Origin of the sequence: Tenacibaculum aquaeponti, assembly GCF_052084715.1 — a bacterium.
Taxonomy (GTDB): Bacteria; Bacteroidota; Bacteroidia; order Flavobacteriales; family Flavobacteriaceae; genus Polaribacter.
In genome coordinates, this window is the sequence record NZ_CP197288.1 from 400422 (window position 1) to 419829 (window position 19408).

General features: G+C 27.4%; 17 protein-coding genes. 14 read left to right on the forward strand and 3 right to left on the reverse strand.

Translation table 11 applies throughout. The features are described from left to right. Positions 1–44 precede the first annotated feature (44 nt). Positions 45–1214, reverse strand: coding sequence for a T9SS type A sorting domain-containing protein (locus ACSIGC_RS01890; RefSeq protein ID WP_442266485.1), 1170 nt, complete (start codon positions 1212–1214; stop codon positions 45–47). 381 nt (positions 1215–1595) lie between these two features. On the opposite strand from ACSIGC_RS01890, the gene rpsA reads away from it, so the two are divergent. From rpsA to ACSIGC_RS01935, 9 genes are all read left to right on the forward strand, one after another. Then, positions 1596–3368: a 30S ribosomal protein S1 gene (rpsA, locus tag ACSIGC_RS01895; protein ID WP_442266486.1), complete on the forward strand. Its 1773-nt coding sequence runs from the start codon at positions 1596–1598 to the stop codon at positions 3366–3368. Positions 3369–3505: 137 nt separating this feature from the next. Further along, the gene (locus ACSIGC_RS01900) at positions 3506–3949 is read left to right on the forward strand and encodes a hypothetical protein (protein ID WP_442266487.1); all 444 of its coding nucleotides are present in this window, start codon (positions 3506–3508) and stop codon (positions 3947–3949) included. A 103-nt stretch (positions 3950–4052) separates the two neighbouring features. Further along, the gene (gene glmM, locus ACSIGC_RS01905; RefSeq protein WP_442266488.1) at positions 4053–5441 is read left to right on the forward strand and encodes a phosphoglucosamine mutase; all 1389 of its coding nucleotides are present in this window, start codon (positions 4053–4055) and stop codon (positions 5439–5441) included. 110 nt (positions 5442–5551) lie between these two features. After that, positions 5552–7036, forward strand: coding sequence for an aminotransferase class V-fold PLP-dependent enzyme (locus ACSIGC_RS01910; RefSeq protein ID WP_442266489.1), 1485 nt, complete (start codon positions 5552–5554; stop codon positions 7034–7036). 1 nt (position 7037) lies between these two features. After that, positions 7038–8093, forward strand: coding sequence for a M14 family zinc carboxypeptidase (locus tag ACSIGC_RS01915; RefSeq protein ID WP_442266490.1), 1056 nt, complete (start codon positions 7038–7040; stop codon positions 8091–8093). A 94-nt stretch (positions 8094–8187) separates the two neighbouring features. Further along, entirely contained in the window at positions 8188–8667 is a 480-nt protein-coding gene (locus ACSIGC_RS01920) for an Lrp/AsnC family transcriptional regulator (RefSeq protein WP_442266491.1), read from the forward strand. A 111-nt stretch (positions 8668–8778) separates the two neighbouring features. Then, a complete protein-coding gene (locus tag ACSIGC_RS01925) occupies positions 8779–9876 on the forward strand; it encodes a redoxin family protein (RefSeq protein ID WP_442266492.1) in 1098 nt (365 codons plus the stop codon). Beyond that, entirely contained in the window at positions 9876–10574 is a 699-nt protein-coding gene (locus ACSIGC_RS01930) for a pseudouridine synthase (RefSeq protein ID WP_442266493.1), read from the forward strand. Before ACSIGC_RS01925 ends, ACSIGC_RS01930 begins: the two co-directional genes overlap by 1 nt. Before the next feature lie 197 nt (positions 10575–10771). After that, the gene (locus ACSIGC_RS01935) at positions 10772–11149 is read left to right on the forward strand and encodes a hypothetical protein (protein ID WP_442266494.1); all 378 of its coding nucleotides are present in this window, start codon (positions 10772–10774) and stop codon (positions 11147–11149) included. 154 nt (positions 11150–11303) lie between these two features. Here the strand turns inward: ACSIGC_RS01935 and ACSIGC_RS01940 are convergent, their stop codons facing one another. Further along, positions 11304–13316 carry a sensor histidine kinase gene (locus tag ACSIGC_RS01940; protein ID WP_442266495.1) on the reverse strand — a complete coding sequence of 671 codons (2013 nt, stop codon included), beginning with the start codon at positions 13314–13316 and terminating at the stop codon, positions 11304–11306. Positions 13317–13573: 257 nt separating this feature from the next. Between ACSIGC_RS01940 and ACSIGC_RS01945 the strand changes: the two genes are divergently transcribed. From ACSIGC_RS01945 to ACSIGC_RS01960, 4 genes are read left to right on the forward strand one after another with little or no spacing between them, the layout of a single operon-like run. Then, on the forward strand, positions 13574–13990 hold the full coding sequence (locus tag ACSIGC_RS01945) for an ABA4-like family protein (RefSeq protein WP_442266496.1): 417 nt from the start codon (positions 13574–13576) through the stop codon (positions 13988–13990). Between the two features lie 2 nt (positions 13991–13992). Next, positions 13993–14796 (forward strand): hypothetical protein, encoded by an 804-nt coding sequence (locus ACSIGC_RS01950; RefSeq protein WP_442266497.1) that lies wholly within the window; start codon positions 13993–13995, stop codon positions 14794–14796. Between the two features lie 3 nt (positions 14797–14799). Continuing rightward, positions 14800–15870 carry a sensor histidine kinase gene (locus ACSIGC_RS01955; protein ID WP_442266498.1) on the forward strand — a complete coding sequence of 357 codons (1071 nt, stop codon included), beginning with the start codon at positions 14800–14802 and terminating at the stop codon, positions 15868–15870. Positions 15871–15874: 4 nt separating this feature from the next. After that, entirely contained in the window at positions 15875–16630 is a 756-nt protein-coding gene (locus tag ACSIGC_RS01960; RefSeq protein ID WP_442266499.1) for a LytR/AlgR family response regulator transcription factor, read from the forward strand. A gap of 5 nt (positions 16631–16635) precedes the next feature. On the opposite strand, the gene ACSIGC_RS01965 is transcribed toward ACSIGC_RS01960, so the two are convergent. Then, a complete protein-coding gene (locus ACSIGC_RS01965; RefSeq protein WP_442266500.1) occupies positions 16636–17544 on the reverse strand; it encodes a LamG-like jellyroll fold domain-containing protein in 909 nt (302 codons plus the stop codon). A 180-nt stretch (positions 17545–17724) separates the two neighbouring features. Here ACSIGC_RS01965 and ACSIGC_RS01970 point away from each other — a divergent pair, with 180 nt between their 5' ends. After that, positions 17725–19359 carry a hypothetical protein gene (locus tag ACSIGC_RS01970; RefSeq protein ID WP_442266501.1) on the forward strand — a complete coding sequence of 545 codons (1635 nt, stop codon included), beginning with the start codon at positions 17725–17727 and terminating at the stop codon, positions 19357–19359. The last annotated feature ends 49 nt before the right edge of the window (positions 19360–19408 follow it).

The window sequence follows — 19408 nt, forward strand, 5'->3', positions numbered from 1 at the left end:
CCCTTCTTCATTTGAAGATAGGTGTTTATTGTTTTTGAATTAGTTTATTTAAAATTTAAAAGAATTTTTTTAGTAATTTCTTCTTTCTCACTTTTAATAACTACAATGTAAACTCCCGAAGAAACAGGTTTTTTGTTGATGATTATTTTAGAGTTATTTAAGTTTAAATTAATATTCTCTAATTGATTAATTAATTCTCCTTTCATAGAATAAAGTTTAATCAAAATGTTTTCTTGAAAGTTATTGTTTTTTAATTCTAAAATAACTTTATTTTCTTTAGTGAAGATGTTAAAGTTATTATTCAATAAATCATCTTTAATGCTTAATGTTTCTTTATCTAGCTTATATATGTCTCCGTAATAGGAAAAAGCGTAGCCGTAATCCTCTCTTATAATTATTTCAGATATAGATTTGTCAGCTTCAAAATCTTTTTCAAATGTTGGGTTAATATTAGCATCCTTATAATTGATTATCTTATAAATGTACTTGTTTTCTCTATTGTAAGCATATAAAATTTTATTATCAAAACTAGCTATAGAGGTAAATTCTTGGTTGTTTTGATAAATTCTTTGATAGGAAACTTTATTTTCTGGTATTCTAAATATAGCTCCTTCAGTACCGCTAGGATAACCAGAATCACCATAATCGTATATACCTGTAAAAACATTATTTTGTGCATCTAAATCAATCACAGAATAACTTTCAACAGAACCAGATGTAGGCATATCAAAAGATTTTATCCAATCTCTTCCGTAATTACTTGTTTTATATATTTTCTTATCCGCAGTCCCAATACCTTTACCTGTTGATTTATCTATTTTAAAATCTCTTAAAGAAAATGAAGAGTTTTTGTTCCAAGTAGCGCCTCCATCTGATGTGTTAATAATAGCTTCATTAGTTATAATGAATCCATTATTTGTGTCTTCAAAGAAGATTTTATAAGCTCTTGTACCACAAGAACTACACAAAGAAATTTTCTTAATGGTCCATGATTCTCCTCCATTATTTGTAGAACCAAAATAAATTTCACCAGATTTATCGTTTACAAAATATCCATTTTTTATATCAACAAAATCAAAACTAAAAAAAGAGCTTCTTTCGTCATAAATTTCACTCCAAGTTAATCCTCCATCTTTAGAATGATGTATTCTTCTTTTAAAAGGGTATCCATGAAAAGATGATATGTAAACATTGTTTTTATCTATAACTTTCATGCTTTCTATATTTATAATCCCTTTTTCAGATAAATCAATAACTTTCTTCCAATTAATTTGTGAGTAAGATAGATTTGAAAATATAAAGTATAGCAAAAAAGATAGTAGTATTTTTTTTATAGTTCTTTTTTTAGCAATGATACAAAAATATTTAATATTAGTATCTTGATTTTATATGTTTTTCATATTAAATAAAATAACAACTTAAAATAAAAAAAGAAATTAAAATAGGTTAACTCATTAATAATCCGTAAATTTGCACGCCTTTTTACGGTAACAGATTATTAAAAAGGTTGAAAATTATATTTATAAGTTTAATCTCTCTTTGAGTTATTGCCGTTAAAAATCTGAATAACAAAAAGATACAAAATTATTTCAGACATGTCTGAAGAAACAAAAAAGACAGTTGATCCAACTGTAGACCCAGCACAATTTTTAGCAACTTTTAACTGGCATAAATACGAAGAAGGTATTGATGAAGTTGATGAGTCTAAATTAAAAGAATTCGAACAAGCATTAGAAGGAACTGTTGGTTTCGTAAACGAGCGTGATGTAATTGAAGGTGAAGTTGTACGTGTAACAGATCGTGATGCAATTATTGATATTAACTCTAAATCTGAAGGAGTTATTTCTTTAAATGAATTCCGTTATAACCCAAATTTAGCTGTTGGTGATAAAGTAGAAGTATTAGTTGACAAAAGAGAAGATTCTTCTGGTCAATTAGTATTATCTCACAAAAAAGCTCGTGTGATTAAAGCATGGGATAGAGTTAATAATGCACACGAAACTGGAGAAATCGTTAATGGTTTTGTTAAGTGTAGAACTCGTGGTGGTATGATCGTAGATGTATTTGGTATTGAAGCTTTCTTACCAGGTTCTCAAATCGATGTTAAACCTATCCGTGATTACGATCAGTATGTTGAAAAAACTATGGAATTCAAAGTTGTTAAAATCAACCACGAATTTAAGAATGTAGTAGTTTCTCATAAAGCATTAATTGAAGCTGATTTAGAAGATCAAAAACGTGAAATCATTGGTCAATTAGAGAAAGGACAAGTATTAGAAGGAGTTGTTAAGAATGTAACTTCTTATGGTGTATTTGTTGACTTAGGAGGTGTTGATGGATTAATTCACATTACTGATTTATCTTGGTCTCGTATCAACCACCCAAGTGAAGTTGTTGAATTAGATCAAAAATTAAACGTTGTAATCTTAGATTTTGATGATAACAAATCTAGAATTCAATTAGGATTAAAACAATTATCTGCTCACCCATGGGACGCTTTAGATGGAGGATTAAAAGTAGGAGATAAAGTAAAAGGTAAAGTAGTTGTATTAGCTGACTATGGTGCGTTTGTAGAAGTAGAAGATGGAGTAGAAGGATTAATCCACGTATCTGAAATGTCTTGGTCTACACACTTACGTTCTGCTCAAGATTTTGTGCAAGTTGGAGACGAAGTTGAAGCTCAAATTTTAACTTTAGATAGAGATGAGCGTAAGATGTCTTTAGGTATGAAGCAATTACACCCAGACCCTTGGACAGATATCACTAATAAATTCCCTGTTGGTTCTCAACACGAAGGAACTGTACGCAATTACACTAACTTTGGTGTATTCGTAGAGTTAGAAGAAGGAATTGATGGATTAGTTTACATTTCTGATTTATCTTGGACTAAGAAAGTTAAGCACCCATCTGAGTTTGTAACTGTAGGTGATAAATTAGCTGTTCAAGTATTAGAATTAGATGTAGAGAACCGTAAGTTAAACTTAGGTCATAAGCAAACTCAAGATAACCCTTGGGATGCTCACGAAGCTAAGTATGCTATCGGATCTAAATTCGAAGGTACTATAACAAACAAGAATGACAAAGGAGCTACTGTAACTTTTGAAGATGGTATTGAAGCATTTGCACCATCTCGTTTCTTAGAAAAAGAAGACGGTAGTAAATTAGCTAAAGGAGATACTGTAGAGTTTATGGTAACTGAATTTAGTAAAGAGTATCGTAAGATTGTTGTTTCTCACACTTCTATCTTCAGAGAAGAAGAGCAAAGAAATGTGAAAGCAGCAGCTAAGAAAGCTCAAGAATCTGAAAAAACTACTTTAGGTGATATCGGAGGATTAGCTGAATTAAAGAGAAAAATGGAAGGAAAATAATTCTTGATTCTATTTAATAAAATCAAAACCACTACAAAAATGTAGTGGTTTTTTGTTTTTGAAATGTATAACTTGGTTTAAATTATACTTTGGTACTATATTTGTCGTTAAGAGTATCAAATTTAAAAATCTAAAAAATGAAAAAAATTTTATGCATTGTTGCTTTCGTAGCTTTTGCTTTTAATGGATTAGCACAAGATGGAAAATTAAGGATAGGTGCAAATATTGGTTTTACAACTGGAGGAAATAACTCTGAATTCGTTATTGGAGCAGATGTAGATTATTTATTTAACACAGAAAACAAAAGATTTGAAATAGGTGCTGCATCAGGTTTATTTGTAACAACAGAATCTAATGGAATTGTTTTACCTTTAGCTTTTGCAGGTAGATTTAACGCTACAGACAAGATAAATTTAGGTGTTGATACAGGTTATGGTATTGGAATGAATAATGCTAACAACGGTTTTTATTTTAGACCTATTTTTGAATATAAATTTGCTAGTAACATGGCTTTAAGAGCTTCCTATACAGGTGTAGGAGGTGGAGGGTATTTAAATGCTGGAATTATGTTCAATTTATAAGTATAACCCTTATCAAAACAAATAAAAAAAACACTGTTTATTCAGTGTTTTTTTTTGCTTAGAATTTAGATGTTTATATTTGTTGAAAACTGGAAAACAAAATATGACATTAATCAAATCCATTTCAGGAATTAGAGGTACCATTGGGGGAAATACAGGAGATAATTTAACTCCTATAGATGCAGTAAAATTTGCTGCTGCCTACGGAACCTTTATAAAAAATAAGAATAAAGAAAAAAGAGATATAAAAATTATAATAGGTAGAGATGCAAGAATTTCTGGTAAAATGATCAGTGGTTTAGTATCAGATACTTTAATTGGTTTGGGAATAAATGTTGTTGATTTAGGCTTATCAACTACACCTACAGTAGAAATTGCTGTACCTATAGAAAAAGCTGATGGAGGAATTATTTTAACAGCTTCACATAATCCAAAACAATGGAATGCTTTAAAATTGTTAAATGAGAAAGGAGAGTTCCTTAATGGTGAAGATGGTAAACAAATTTTAGAAATAGCGGATAATGATGATTTTGATTTTGCTGATGTAGATGATTTAGGGATTTACAAGAAAAAGAAAAACTATATCAAAAAACATATTAAGGAAGTATTAAAACTTCCTTTAGTTGATAAAAAAGCGATTAAAAAAGCGAAATTTAAAGTTGTTGTAGACGGTGTAAATTCAACAGGAGGTATTGCAATTCCTGCTTTATTAAAAGAATTAAGAGTTAAGTGTATAGAATTATATTGTGAACCTAATGGAAAATTCCCTCATAATCCTGAACCTTTAAAAGAACACTTAACAGATATTTCTGAGTTAGTAGTAAAAAAGAAGGCTGATTTAGGTATTGTTGTTGATCCAGATGTAGATCGTTTAGCCTTAATTTGTGAGGATGGTTCAATGTTTGGAGAAGAATATACTTTAGTAGCTTGTGCCGATTATGTTTTAAGTAAAAATAAAGGTGGAAATACCGTTTCTAATTTATCTTCATCTAGAGCATTAAGAGATATTACAGAATTTCATGGAGGAGTTTATACAGCAAGTGCTGTAGGTGAAGTAAATGTAGTTCAAATGATGAAAGATACAAATACTATAATAGGAGGAGAAGGTAATGGAGGGATCATTTATCCAGATTCTCATTATGGTAGAGATTCATTAGTTGGTGTAGCCTTATTTTTATCTCATTTAGCTCATAAGAAAATTTCATGTAGAGCTTTACGTGATAGCTATCCTAATTATTTTATGAGTAAAAATAAAATCCAATTAACTCCTGAGATCGATGTAGATAAAATCTTAGTAACAATGGCCGATAAATATAAAAATGAAGATGTAAATACTATCGATGGAGTAAAAATAGATTTTCCTAAAGAATGGATACATTTAAGAAAATCTAATACTGAGCCAATTATTAGAATTTATACTGAAGCTATGTCTCAAGAAAAAGCAGATGATTTGGCAGAACGTTTTATAAAAGAAATAAAAGAAATAATTTAATTTGAATCCCGCATAAGTGCGGGATTTTTTATTACCATACAAATTTAGTAGGATTGTTAAATATTGAATAAGAAATTTAACAATTAAAAAAAAATGTAGAAATTCGTATTATGAAGAGTAATGAAACTTTGACTTTAGAGCAGTATTTTCAAAAATTTAGAGATAATATAATTGGTATAGATCAAAAGTTTATAACACCTTATGGTGAAAAAAAACTTTTATATACTGATTGGACTGCAAGCGGACGTTTGTATAGGCCAATTGAAAATAAATTAATTAATGAGTTTGGTCCTTTTGTAGCTAATACGCATACAGAAACATCTACTTCTGGTGCAGCAATGACTTTAGCTTATCACGAAGCTCGTAATATTATTAAACGCCATGTAAATGCTTCTTCAGAAGATGTTTTAATTACTGAAGGTTCAGGTATGACAGGTGTTGTAAATAAGTTTCAACGTATTTTAGGTTTAAAAGTTTCTGAAAACTTAAGAGAACACACTACAATTCCAGATGAGAAAAGACCTATAGTTTTTGTTAGTCATATGGAACATCACTCAAATCAAACTTCATGGATTGAGACTATTGCAGATGTAGAAGTCGTTCCTTGTAATAACGAAGGATTGGTTTGCCTTGAGATGTTTGAAAAAGTAATTCAAAAGTATGAAGACAGACCTATAAAAATTGCTTCAATTATTGGAGGCTCTAATGTTACAGGTATAAAAACAGATTATCATAAAGTAGCTGCTTTAATTCATAAGTATAATGGTTTATGTTTCGTAGATTTTGCTTGTTCTGCTCCTTATGTAGATATTAACATGCATCCTGAAAATGAAGATGAATATTTAGATGCAATTTTCTTTTCTCCGCATAAGTTTTTAGGTGGGCCAGGAAGTTCTGGTGTATTAATTTTTAATAAAAAATTATATAAAAATGTTATTCCGGATAATCCAGGAGGAGGAACAGTAACTTATACAAATCCTTGGGGAGAACATGATTATATTGATGATGTTGAAACTAGAGAAGATGGTGGAACTCCTGCATTTTTACAAACAATCCGTATTGCTTTGTCGATGCAACTTAAGGATCAAATGGGAACAGCCAATATAAAATCTAGAGAAGATGAAATTAATGAAGTAATGTTTAATTGCTTAGAAAAACTAGATGGAGTACATATTTTAGCACCTAACCATAAAGATAGATTAAGTATTTTTTCTTTCTATTTCGAAAAATATCATTTTAATTTAGTTGTAAAATTATTAAACGATCGTTTTGGAATTCAAACAAGAGGAGGGTGTTCTTGTGCTGGAACTTACGGACATTTTTTATTGAATGTAGATCGTGAAACTTCTAAATCTATTGAACATCAAATTTTAGAAGGATGTAATATAGAAAAACCAGGTTGGATTCGTCTATCTATTCACCCAACAATTACAACTCAAGAATTAGAATTCATTTGTAATTCATTACAAGAATTATCACAGAATATTGAAAATTGGTCTAAAGATTATACTTATGATCCTATCAAAAATGATTATGTACATAATTCTGTAGCACCAATTGAAAAAGAACTAGTTAAAAATTGGTTTTCAATTTAATATGAATACAAGTATTACGATATCTTTTTTAGAAGAAATTTATCCAAAAATAAAAGAAGATAAATTATTTGGTAAATGGATTACACTTTCTGATATAGAACCTTTAGTTTCCTCTTTAAATAAAAATCTTTTTCAATTAGATTTACTAGGAAAATCTGAACAGAATAGAAATATTTTTAAATTGAAATTAGGCAATGGAAGAAAAAAAATAATGATTTGGAGTCAAATGCATGGTAACGAAAGTACCGGCACCAAAGCACTATTTGATTTATTTAATTTTTTTGAATCTTATTCCGAACATAATATAGCTAAATCAATTTTAGATAATTGTACTATTACATTTATACCGATGCTAAACCCAGATGGAGCTTTAGCATATACAAGAGTTAATGCTAAAAATATAGATTTAAATCGTGATGCTGTTGATTTACTAGCTTGTGAAAGTAAATTACTTCGTAATACATTAGATATAATTAATCCTAAGTTTTGTTTCAATTTACATGATCAAAGAACTATATTTGGAGTAGAAGGAAAAAACCAACCAGCAACAATTTCCTTTTTGGCTCCATCAGAAGAGGAATCTAGAAAAATTACTTCTGGAAGAAAAGAAACTATGAACGTTATTATCGCAATGAATAATTTATTGCAAAGTATTATACCTAATCAAGTAGGAAGATATACAGATGAGTTTTACCCAACAGCAACTGGTGATAATTTTCAGAAATTAGGTCACAATACAATTCTTATTGAGGCAGGGCACTATAAAGATGATTACAATAGGGAAGAAGTTCGTAAGTTTAATTTCTACTCATTATTGAAGGGATTATTACATATTTCTACATCAGATAATTTTTCTACTTACAAATCTTATTTTGATATACCGAACAATAATAAACAGTTTTTTGACGTAATTCATAGGTATAAAAACAAAGAGGATATAGCTTATCAATATGAAGATAAAATAATAGATAATCAATTCGTTTCTACGTTAAAAAAGCATCAAGAAGGAAATTTAAAAGAGCATATCGGACATAACGAAATCGTTTTCGAATATTAAAATTTTATTAAATGTTTAATTTTTCAAACACAATAGTTCTTGTTTGTTAAAAATAATTCATATTTTTGCCCGATACTATGAATAAAATTAAAAAATGAAGAAATTTGTATTAGACGAAATCGATCATCAAATATTAGATATTTTAATCGAAAATGCTAGAACTCCATTCACTGATATCGCAAAAAAATTATTAGTATCTGCTGGTACTATACATGTTCGTGTTAAGAAAATGGAAGATGAAGGAATTATACAAGGATCTACTTTAACATTAGATTACGAGAAAATGGGTTATGCTTTTATAGCTCATGTAGGTGTTTTCTTAGAAAAAACATCAATGACTCAGCACGTTATCGATAATTTACGTTTAATACCGAATGTAACCGTAGCTTATGTTACAGCAGGAAAATATAATATTTTCTGTAAAGTAAGAGCAAAAGACACTAATGATGCAAAAGATATTATTTACAAAATAGATGAAATTCATGGTGTAAACAGAACAGAAACAATGATTTCTTTAGAAGAAAGTATAAATGATAAAAAGCGTATGATGCATGCTATTTTTCAAGACTTCTAAATAAAACAACAATATAAAATTAAAGCCATCTATGAACTTGTTTTTTAGATGGTTTTTTGTTTTCAGTAGGTATAAAATTGTAAATTTGTCAATGAATTATTAAAAATAATCATGAGGAAATTTCCAGGTTTCTTATTCATTACTTTTATTATAGTTATTTTCTCATGTAAAAAAGAAAAAAAAAATGGTGATGTAAAGAATGATGAAACTAATTTTAGTTTAGAAGGAAAAATAATGCATAATCACTCGAATATTGTGTATTTATTGGATAAATCTTTTAATAAAATAGATTCAACTTTAATAAGAAATAACTCTTTTATATTTAACAGAAATGTTTTTAAGCAAGAGTTATTTTATTTAAATATCAACCAAATTTCATATCCTTTTATTATAGATTCTACCAGGTTTGTAGCTGTTTTAGATAAGTTTGAAGCTAAGATAATAGGCGGAAAATTAAATACATTACTTAATAATTATCGTTTTAAAAGCAATCAAATTAACAATTTAATCTCTGCTTATTATTCAAAATATGAATTTAAAGACATTTCATTAAGAACTCTTTTAAAAAGCATCGATTCCTTACAAAAAAATAAAAGCAAGGAAACTATGAATTTTATAATTAAAAATAAAAATAATATTTTATCTGAAATTGTTTTTAAAGAATCTAAAATGTCCTCATCAGAAGCTATACAATTAAATCATAAAATAATCAATTCAACAAATCAGAATTTATTAAACTCTATTCAAAAAAGAGTGAAACAAATGAAATTGTTAGAACTAGAAAAAAGTATTTCTAGAAGAAAAGTAGCTCCTAATTTTTTTGCTGTAAATCTAAGAGGTTCTAAAACAGAACTAAAAAGTTTATTAAAAGGAAGAAAAGCTTTATTGATAGATTTTTGGGCAAGTTGGTGTCCTCCGTGTAGAGCAGCATCACCAGAAATTAAATTTTTATATGAAAAATACTATCCTAAAGGATTTGATGTACTTTCTGTTTCAGAAGATAGATCAGTTTCTGATTGGAAAAATGGAATTTTGATTGATGGTTTAGAAAGTTGGAATCATGTTTACGATGATTATAATAGAGTGTCATCTTTATACGGGGTTAATGCTTTACCTCACATGGTTTTAATAGATCAAAATGGAAAAATTATTAAAAATAAAATATCAATGTCTGAATTAAAGTCAGAATTAAAAAACATTTTTGAATAATGAATGTGGAAATAATTTATGAAGATGAATATTGTATTGTAGTTACAAAACCAAATGATGTGGTTGTTCATCATGCTTATCATTCAAGAAATGTTAGAGAAGAAGATTCTTTATTACAATTATTAAATATCCAATTTCAACAAAAGTTTTATCCAGTTCATAGATTAGACAGAAGAACATCTGGAATTATTTTATTAACGAAAGAAACACAATATGTTTCTAAGTTTCAACAATTATTTACAGAAAATAATATTCAAAAAAAATATTTAGGTGTTGTTAGAGGTTTTTCTCCAGAAACTAAAATTATAGATTCTCCTGTTAAAGGAAAAGATAGCAAAGTTTATAAAGAAGCAGAAACACATTTAAAAACATTACAAAATGTTATTTTAAATGTTCCTGTAAAACCATATGATACTTCTAGATACAGTTTAGTTGAGTTATTACCTAAAACAGGACGTTTACATCAATTAAGAATTCATATGAATAAAATTAGCCATCCTCTCATTGGCGATGGTAAATATGGAGACAAAAATCATAATGCCATGTTTGAAGAAAATTTTAACTGGAAGAATTTATTCTTACATGCTATTTCTTTAGAATTTGAACATCCTTTTACAAAGGAAAAGTTAAACTTAGTATCAAGTTTACCTAAAAATTGGAAAGATTTATTTAATGAATTTAAATGGAATTATAAATAATTCTTACAACTTGAAATTTTGTGTATTTTTTGATAATAGCTTTTAATAAAAATTAAATGAATTAGAAGCTATATCATTAGTAGTATTAGAAAGGGAAGTAAACCTACAAAAAGAATCATTCGTCTATAAATAAATGATTTTTATCATTTAGAAACTTATATTGGATAGGTAATTTTACCAAAACAACTAATTTCTAAATGATATACGCAACTAAGTTTAATAATGAGTTAACTCCATGGTCTACTAACGATTATATTAATTTTGGTGATTATTTTCTTAGAAATAATGATTATTTACCACCATTAACTGTTAAAGAATATAAACATGTTTTTTCTTTAAAATTAGTTTTTACTGGTTCTTGTAAATGGAGATTTAGAGTGTATTGGGAAGACAATCTACTTGTAATTTGTGGAGAAAAAGAAAAAAATAAGACAAGTTTAAATCAAATAAGGCCTATTCAGGCTTTCAAACGTATCATAATAGTACCGAAAAATATAAAGCTTAATAATAAAATTGATTACGAATTCACTTCATGTCAACTAAAATTTAAACTTTTAAAAAAACATCGAAACTGATTATTATCATATTTATAAACAATTAGTTATTTTATTTTTAAGATATAAATTAATTAAATAAGAGGAAGGGTTTATTAATTTAATTAATTTTAGAGTTCAAAAACTCACTACTTACTGTTAAGCTTCTTTATTTTTGAATAGAGAAGCTTAATTTTTAAACTTTCCAAGTAAAACTAATTTTAGTTCCTTTTCCTATTTCAGAATCAACTGTAATTTCACCATTATTTTCTGAAACTATTTTTTTGACAATAGAGAGACCAACACCAGTGCTTTCTATTGAATCGTTAGTATTTAACTTACTGAAAATTTCAAAAATTTTATTATGATACTGAGGTTCAATTCCTGGTCCATTATCAGAAACAGTGAATATATATTTATCTTTAAATTTTAGAAAGGAGATGTCTATAATAGCTTGTTCTTTATCATTATATTTTATAGAATTACTAATCAAATTTTGAAAAACATGCTCTAATTCAATTTTATTTGTACTAATTTCTATGTTTTCCAATGGAATATTAATAATACTATTATTTTGATAATTAATTACACTTATAACATCATTTAATAAGTCATTCAAACGAAATAATTCCTTTTTTTTATTACCTCTAGATATTTTGGAGTATTCTAATAAACCGTTTATTAAAGCATTCATTTTTGAAATTCTTTCTTTTAGTAAATTAAAATGACTTTTAGCATTATCATCTAAAGTTGTATCTAAATCCTCTTCAATAAATGAAACTAATGAATGCATGGCTATAAGAGGAGCTTTTAAATCGTGAGATACAATATGATTAAAACTATCTAACTCTTTATTGAAATTTTTTAATTGTTTTAAATTTTCTTTCAATTTTAAATTTATATCAGACAATTGTTCCGACTTTTTAGTAATTTCTATCTTTTGCTGTAAAGCAAGTATTGTTGACTTTTCTAATTGTTCAAAAGAGTTAGAAAAACGAAGCATTAAAAGCATAGATAAAAGAAGAAAAACAGATACATAGCCAAAGTTTACATAAACAACTGCATTATCATTGTTTCCTAAAAAAACAAAAATATGAATATAAAAAACTATTGAGCCAAGTAATGTGCTTGCTAACATTAAAATAGAATCATGTAATTTACCAGATAACATTGTTCTTATAATAATGTAGGTAACATAGATTAAATTAATAATCATTAAAAATAAAAATGGAATTACTAACTGAGTGAAATATGGTGCTGGTAATAAAACTACAATAATGATTAGTAGTAAATTAACGTATTTTAATACTTTTTCATAATATCTATGAACATTACCTTTGAAAATGACTGAAAAAAATAGACTAGAACTAGCCCCAGCAACAAATAACGATATATATTCTATTTTAGTTAAGAAACTCCAGTTAATTGTTTTAAAAATTTCAGCTAATGGAGCATAACGATCACTAAGAGCCATATAAGCCAAAGAAATGCAAGCAATACCTAAATATAAAATGGCTTTATCTTTGTTCCAGTACAATAAGAAAAATATAATAAAAAAAGTGCCTATAAAACCTAAACAGCCTATAAAAAGCATATCCGCTACAATTCTTTTAGATTTTACATTATTTAAATGACGACTTGTTCCTAGTTTCAAAGGTTTATTTATCCCTCCTTTAATATGATAAAAGTTAGCAACTTGAATAACAATTTCAAAGTCAACTTCATGAGTGTTTAGAGGAATAATTTGGGTGTGCCTTCTGTGTAATGTTTTCTCTTTTGTTACAGAAACTTTTCCTATTTCAGAAATCAATTTACCATTTATCCATAATTTGGAAGAAGCATAAGCTGCAGGTATGTATAATGATAGATTTGGAGAGTCTTTAGAAACATGAAATTTTAGACGATATGTTGCATATCCAAATGATGGTAGTTTTTTTTTATTAAATGTAAAATTGGTCCAGTTTTTAAGTGAAACTAAAGAGGATAATTTATAATTATCAAAATTCCCAGGTTCAATTAATTCTAACCAGTAAAATTCCCAATTAGATTTAAGATCAATTTCAGGTTTGTTTTCAAAAGATATGTTTTTTAAATCAATTATATGATCTTTCTGTTCCTCTAATCCATAAGTATAAAAAGAGAAAAAGGTTAAAATGATAGATAAATAAAGCCATTTATGGTATAGCTGTTTTATATATCTCTTAGCCATTAGGGAAACTTTATTTTTTTCACAACTACATAATAATTCCAATTTACCAAATTAGTTAATATATGTGACTTTTAAAAAGATAAAGTAATATTTAATAAATATTGCTTAAAGTATTTAATACACTTTGTAGTTATAGTTTTATATTGAATATGAATGGGAATTATAACAATTCAATATTAATTAACGATGATTCAAAAGAAATGAATTCATCTATTTAAACTATGATTAGATATTTGACGTATCAAAAACAATTTATTATGATACCATCAGATATATTTTCTATTTCCGGCATGTTAGCTATGTTAATGTGGAGTTTAATGATTTTCTTACCTAAATGGAAGGTAACAAGAATTTTAATAGATTTTAAAATCATTCCTTTACTATTATCGATAATTTATATGATTTACATATTTATTTCTATAAGACAAGGAGGAATGATGGATTTTGGAAGTTTGACTTCTGTAATGAAATTATTTACAGTAGAAAATGCAGTTCTTGCAGGATGGATACATTATTTAGCTTTCGATCTTGTTGTTGGAATGTGGATGTTAGATCAAAATAAAGAACTAAAAATTCATCCAGTAATATTGGCTCCATGTCTGTTTGGAACATTTATGCTTGGACCAATTGGTTTTCTTTTATTCACAATTATAAAATCAATTAAAAAAGCATAATTATGAAAAAGTATTTAACACATGTTTTAAGTACAGTAAAGAAAGAAAGTCCGGTACTTTATAGTATTGTTTTAGCGCATTTAATTTTTGTTATGGTAGCTATAGTTGGGCTTTTAATTGATAATAGAGTTTTAATGGGAGTAAATGTTTGGATAAAACCTTTAAAATTCTTGATTTCTGGAGCAATTTATATTTTAACTTTTGGATATTTCATGTCATTATATCCTTTTTCAAAAAGAAAAAAAAGTATACTTAATAATATTGTTTCGTGGACTTTGCTAATTGAAATAGGAATTATTGTAGCACAAGGAATAAGAGGAGTTAAGTCACATTATAATCAATCTTCTTTATTAGATGGTTTGTTATTCGCTGCAATGGGAATTTTTGTTGCTATTAATGTTTTAATAATGATATTTTTCATTTTTGAAACAACTAGATTAAAACTTAAAGTTGAAAAATCAATTCAATGGGCAATATTAATGGGATGGATTATTATTGTTGCTGGAAGTTGGGTTGGTGGACAAATGATTAGTCAATTAGCACATAATGTTGGAGTAGCAGATGGAGGAGAAGGTTTACCATTAGTAAATTGGAGTACAATTGCTGGTGATTTAAGAGTAGCGCATTTTTTTGGTTTGCATGGCTTACAAATAATTCCTTTATTCGCATTCATACTTTCTAAAAAATGGAAAACAACAGATCGTAATAAAATTATTGTTGTTACTGTTTTCGGATTGTTATATGCTTTGTGGATTGCTTTTACGTTTTATCAAGCTAAACAAGGATTACCATTTATACGATTATAAATTATGAAATTGTTCGATAAAGAAAAACGTGTACTGTATTTAGGTTTTGATGACCTTTGGTTTAGTATTATAGGGATTGTTATTATAAGTTTTGTTACAAGCTTCCTTTTTAATGATATGTCATTTAATAATCCAATAATTATTTTATTGATAAGGTGGAGTTCTTCACTTTTTTTTACAATTTTTGATTGGTTAGTTATTAGAAGTATACTAATTTTTTTAAGAAAGAAATTCCCTGATTTTAAAGATGATACCAAACGGATAATAATACTTTTCATAGCAATTATTGCAGTGATTTTAATTGTAGATCTTTTCGGAAATAAATTTTTAACATTTTTCTTTAGTCTTTTTGGAATGCACTCCACATATGCTATGAATTTTAAAGTTCTTTTACCCATTATAATTATAGTCGTTATGGATATGGCTATTTATGAAGCTATTTATTATAATGTTCGTTTAAAGAAATCTATACGAGAAGAGGAACAAACGAAACAAGTTATGATTCAGGCTCAATTAGATACATTAACAAATCAAGCTAAACCTCATTTCTTATTTAATAGTTTAAATACATTACGAGATATTATAGAAGTGGAAGATAAAGAAGATGCAAAATTATTTGTAGATAAATTATCTGATGTTTATCGTTTTATTTTAGAATCTGGTAATTCTAATTTATTACAGCTTCATGAAGAATTGAAATTTGTTAAATCTTACATTCATATTCAAAAAGAACGATTTGGCGATAACTTAATTATTGAATGGGATATTTCAGAAGATAAACTATCAACTATGATTATTCCTATGAGTTTGCAACTTTTAATTGAAAATGCAATAAAACATAATATAGTTTCAAAAGCTAAACCTTTAATAGTTTCTGTAAAAACCAAAGAAAATCAGTTAATTGTGAGTAATAAAATTCAAAAAAAATCTACGCAATTACCTTCAACCAAAATCGGATTAAAAAATATCACAAAACGTTACAGTTTAGTATCTGATAAAGCCATAGAGATTAATAACGATGGAGAATTTTTCACTGTAATTCTACCTTTATTAAAAATAGATGATCAAAAATAAAACTATGAAAATATTAATTATTGAAGATGAACCACGTGCAGCAAGACAATTAGAGAACTTATTAAATAAAACTTCTTTTAATTACGAATTGTTAGATGTTATTGATACTGTTGAAGACACTGTTGTTTGGTTTACAGAGAACTCTGATCCAGATTTAGTATTTATGGATATTCAATTGGCGGATGGTTTGAGTTTTGAAATTTTTCAGAAAATAGAAATTGAAGCTCCTATAATTTTTACTACCGCTTTCGATCAATATGCTATTCAGGCATTTAAAGTAAATAGCGTAGATTATCTTTTAAAACCAGTACAACAAGAAGATTTAGAAACGGCATTAAATAAGTTTCAAAAGTCTAATACAAATTCTAATAATTTGTCTTCTGATGTTTTGAAAGAGTTATTAGGAAGTCTACAAACTCCACAGGAAAGAGCCGGAATTTTAGTCAAAGAAGGAAATAGTTTTGTACAAATTAGAATATCAGAACTTTTGTACGTGTATTCTCAAGATAGTATAACGTTTGGTGTAACTAATACAAAACGATATATTATAGATGAGACTATCGATCAATTATTTAATTCTTTAGATCAAACTAAATTTTATAAGATAAATAGAGGACAAATAGTCTCAAAATTTTCAATTCTAAAGATAGATCCTTATTTCAATCACCGTGTAAAATTAGTTTTATCTAATCCTAGAGATCAGGAATTTATTGTGAGCAGACAAAAAACAAGTGATTTTAAATCTTGGATGAATTCTTAATTCCTTTAGTTTAAAATGGTTTGAACTCCATTTTCTAAGTTATACAACGTTTTGATTTCTTTATCTGTTAAACTTCTATTGAAAATAGATAGTTCATCAAAAAGACCGATATAACCTAATCCTAAATAAATATTCGATTTAGATACATCCCATGTAAAAGGAGTGTCAATTTGTTTACGTGTTCCTTTAAGTTCTCCATTAATATATAGAGAAGCTTTTCCTTCTTTTGTATTTAAATCAGAAAAGTTAATTAAAATATGAGTCCATTTCCCAGTTTCAAAAGGTGGGTTTTTTACTCCAGTTAATCTTTTATTGAAAATAGGATTTTCGTTATCTGGTCCTTCAGGATTTGGATTCCAAACTTCTCGATCACCAATAACTCCTAATCTAAAATCACGCGGATTTTCCTTAGTAAAATCAACCCAAATAGCAGCATCATTATAACTAACATCTGTAATTTGAATCGGATCACAATAACCTGGTTTTAAATCAGTCGCTGGATCTAAACTTAACCAAAAAGAAACAGCTCCATTCCAATTTTCAGTATTATAATTAATGTTCTTTTCACTAGGGTAATAAATATTACCAGAACTACGTTCTGTGAATACTAAACCTGCTCCGTATTTTCCTTTTCCGTCTTGTCTTGTTATATCAGGTTTATGCAATCCAACTTTAGCAGAATCTACAGCTTTTCTATTCGGTACAGTATACATTTTTTTATCTCCAAGTGCAAAATCTGCTTCAATGCCATTATCAAAAGAACTATAAAAAGTTAGTGCAGCTTTTAAATCTGTTTTAGTAGTATCTTTTTCTACAACTTTTTTTTCTTTTTGTTCTTGTTTACAAGAAAATAATATTAGTGTTACACTAGCTGCAGCTATTAACTGTTTTAAGTTTAATGTAGATAAATTCATGATATATTGATTTGATAAATGAAAACATTTCTGCAATGTAAAGTTATGAATCTATTTTAAAATCTTATGTAACTGTGACATTTCAAGTTTAAAAAACTACAATTCAATAGAAACTAATGTCTTAAAGTTCAAAATTAAAGAATATTTGTGGTGTAATTATCTCTTTAAAAAATTATTACCATGAAAAAAATATTCTATATACTATCAATATTTATTGTAGTACAACTATCGGCTCAAAAGATTTTACCTGCTGAAGATTGGAGAAATGATCTTAAATTTTTACAACATAAAATTCATAAAGATTATGCTTCATTATTTGTTAAAACCACGGAAACAGACTTTGATGCAAAGATTGAAAAATTACACCAAGATATTCCAAATCTACAAGAGCACGAGATCATTGTTAGGATGACTGAAATTATAGCTTCTTTTGAATACGGACATACAGGGATATATTTTGGGTTAAATCCCATGAAATTTCATTCTTTTCCTTTCAATCTTTATGAATATAATGACGGAATTTTTATTGAAGGAGTTTCTAAAGCATATAAAAAAGCATTGGGTGCTAAAGTGTTAAAAATCAACAATGTTGATATATCAGATGCTTTAGAGAAGATCAAACCTGTTGTAAATTCAGAGAATAGTCAATATTTTAAAGCTTACGGAATTAATTATTTAACAATTGCTGAAGTATTACATGCAAAAAGGATTACAGATACACTTCAAAAAACTATAGAACTTACTTTAGAAAAAAATGGAAAAGTGTTTCAAATGGAATTTAATGCACTTCCAAAAGGAGAAACCGTACCTAAAAAATATAGTCATATACAACAAAATGAAGATTGGTTAACCGCTAGAGGTCAAAATTCAACACCTTTGTATTTAAAACATTTGGATAAAGTTTATTATCAAGAATATTTACCCAAGCATAAAGCTGTGTATGTTAGACACAGTAAAATTAGAGACGATAAATCTGTAAATACAGAAAACTTTTACAGAGGAGTTTTTGATTTTATAGAAAATAATGAAGTAGAAAAGTTAGTGATTGATTTACGATTAAATGGGGGAGGAAATAACTATTTAAACAAACCGATAATTAAAGAAATAATAAGATCTAATAAAATTAATAAAGTTGGAAATTTATATGTAATTATTGGTAGAAGAACATTTTCTGCTTGCCAGAATTTAGTAAACGAATTAGACAATTATACGAACGTAATTTTTGTAGGTGAACCAACTGCTGAAAACGTAAATTTTTGGGGAGATGCACGTCCAGAAATACTTCCAAATAGTAAAATACCAGTGTATTTATCATTTGCTTGGTGGCAAGATAAACCAGCTTGGGAAAACGAAGAATGGATTGCTCCACAAATTCCAGTCACAATGAGTTTCAAAGATTATATTACAAATCAAGATCCTGTATTACAAGCAGCATTAACTTTTAAAGCAGAAAATTTTATTCATAAACCAATGGATCATATAAGAAATTTATACGATACTAATCAATTAGAAAAATTAGCCACTGAAATTCCTAAAATGATACAAGACCCGAAATATTCATTTTTCGATTTCGAATCAGAATTAATAAAGTCTGGAAATCAAGTGTCTAATTATAACCCGCAAGCATCTGTTCAAATTTTTTCTTTTGTAACTCATTTATTTCCGAATTCAGTTAAAGCACTACAAGGTTTAGGAGAAAACTATATAAAACTAGGTTCTAAAAAAGAAGGAATAGAAATTTTACAAAAAGTAATAGCTATTGATAAAAATGGAGAAGTAGCAAAACAAGCAAAAAAACTATTAGAAAATATTTAACTCTATCTACTATTTTAAGAGATAAGCTTCAGTAAATTTTTATAATGTG

Bases quoted from the DNA above. Each gene is read 5' to 3' on its own strand.
- ACSIGC_RS01890 (WP_442266485.1), bottom strand. From the start codon at position 1,214: ATGAAAGTTATAGATAAAAACAATGTTTACATATCATCTTTTCATGGA.
- rpsA (WP_442266486.1), top strand. From the start codon at position 1,596: ATGTCTGAAGAAACAAAAAAGACAGTTGATCCAACTGTAGACCCAGCA.
- ACSIGC_RS01900 (WP_442266487.1), top strand. From the start codon at position 3,506: ATGAAAAAAATTTTATGCATTGTTGCTTTCGTAGCTTTTGCTTTTAAT.
- glmM (WP_442266488.1), top strand. From the start codon at position 4,053: ATGACATTAATCAAATCCATTTCAGGAATTAGAGGTACCATTGGGGGA.
- ACSIGC_RS01910 (WP_442266489.1), top strand. From the start codon at position 5,552: ATGAAGAGTAATGAAACTTTGACTTTAGAGCAGTATTTTCAAAAATTT.
- ACSIGC_RS01915 (WP_442266490.1), top strand. From the start codon at position 7,038: ATGAATACAAGTATTACGATATCTTTTTTAGAAGAAATTTATCCAAAA.
- ACSIGC_RS01920 (WP_442266491.1), top strand. From the start codon at position 8,188: ATGAAGAAATTTGTATTAGACGAAATCGATCATCAAATATTAGATATT.
- ACSIGC_RS01925 (WP_442266492.1), top strand. From the start codon at position 8,779: ATGAGGAAATTTCCAGGTTTCTTATTCATTACTTTTATTATAGTTATT.
- ACSIGC_RS01930 (WP_442266493.1), top strand. From the start codon at position 9,876: ATGAATGTGGAAATAATTTATGAAGATGAATATTGTATTGTAGTTACA.
- ACSIGC_RS01935 (WP_442266494.1), top strand. From the start codon at position 10,772: ATGATATACGCAACTAAGTTTAATAATGAGTTAACTCCATGGTCTACT.
- ACSIGC_RS01940 (WP_442266495.1), bottom strand. From the start codon at position 13,316: ATGGCTAAGAGATATATAAAACAGCTATACCATAAATGGCTTTATTTA.
- ACSIGC_RS01945 (WP_442266496.1), top strand. From the start codon at position 13,574: ATGATACCATCAGATATATTTTCTATTTCCGGCATGTTAGCTATGTTA.
- ACSIGC_RS01950 (WP_442266497.1), top strand. From the start codon at position 13,993: ATGAAAAAGTATTTAACACATGTTTTAAGTACAGTAAAGAAAGAAAGT.
- ACSIGC_RS01955 (WP_442266498.1), top strand. From the start codon at position 14,800: ATGAAATTGTTCGATAAAGAAAAACGTGTACTGTATTTAGGTTTTGAT.
- ACSIGC_RS01960 (WP_442266499.1), top strand. From the start codon at position 15,875: ATGAAAATATTAATTATTGAAGATGAACCACGTGCAGCAAGACAATTA.
- ACSIGC_RS01965 (WP_442266500.1), bottom strand. From the start codon at position 17,544: ATGAATTTATCTACATTAAACTTAAAACAGTTAATAGCTGCAGCTAGT.
- ACSIGC_RS01970 (WP_442266501.1), top strand. From the start codon at position 17,725: ATGAAAAAAATATTCTATATACTATCAATATTTATTGTAGTACAACTA.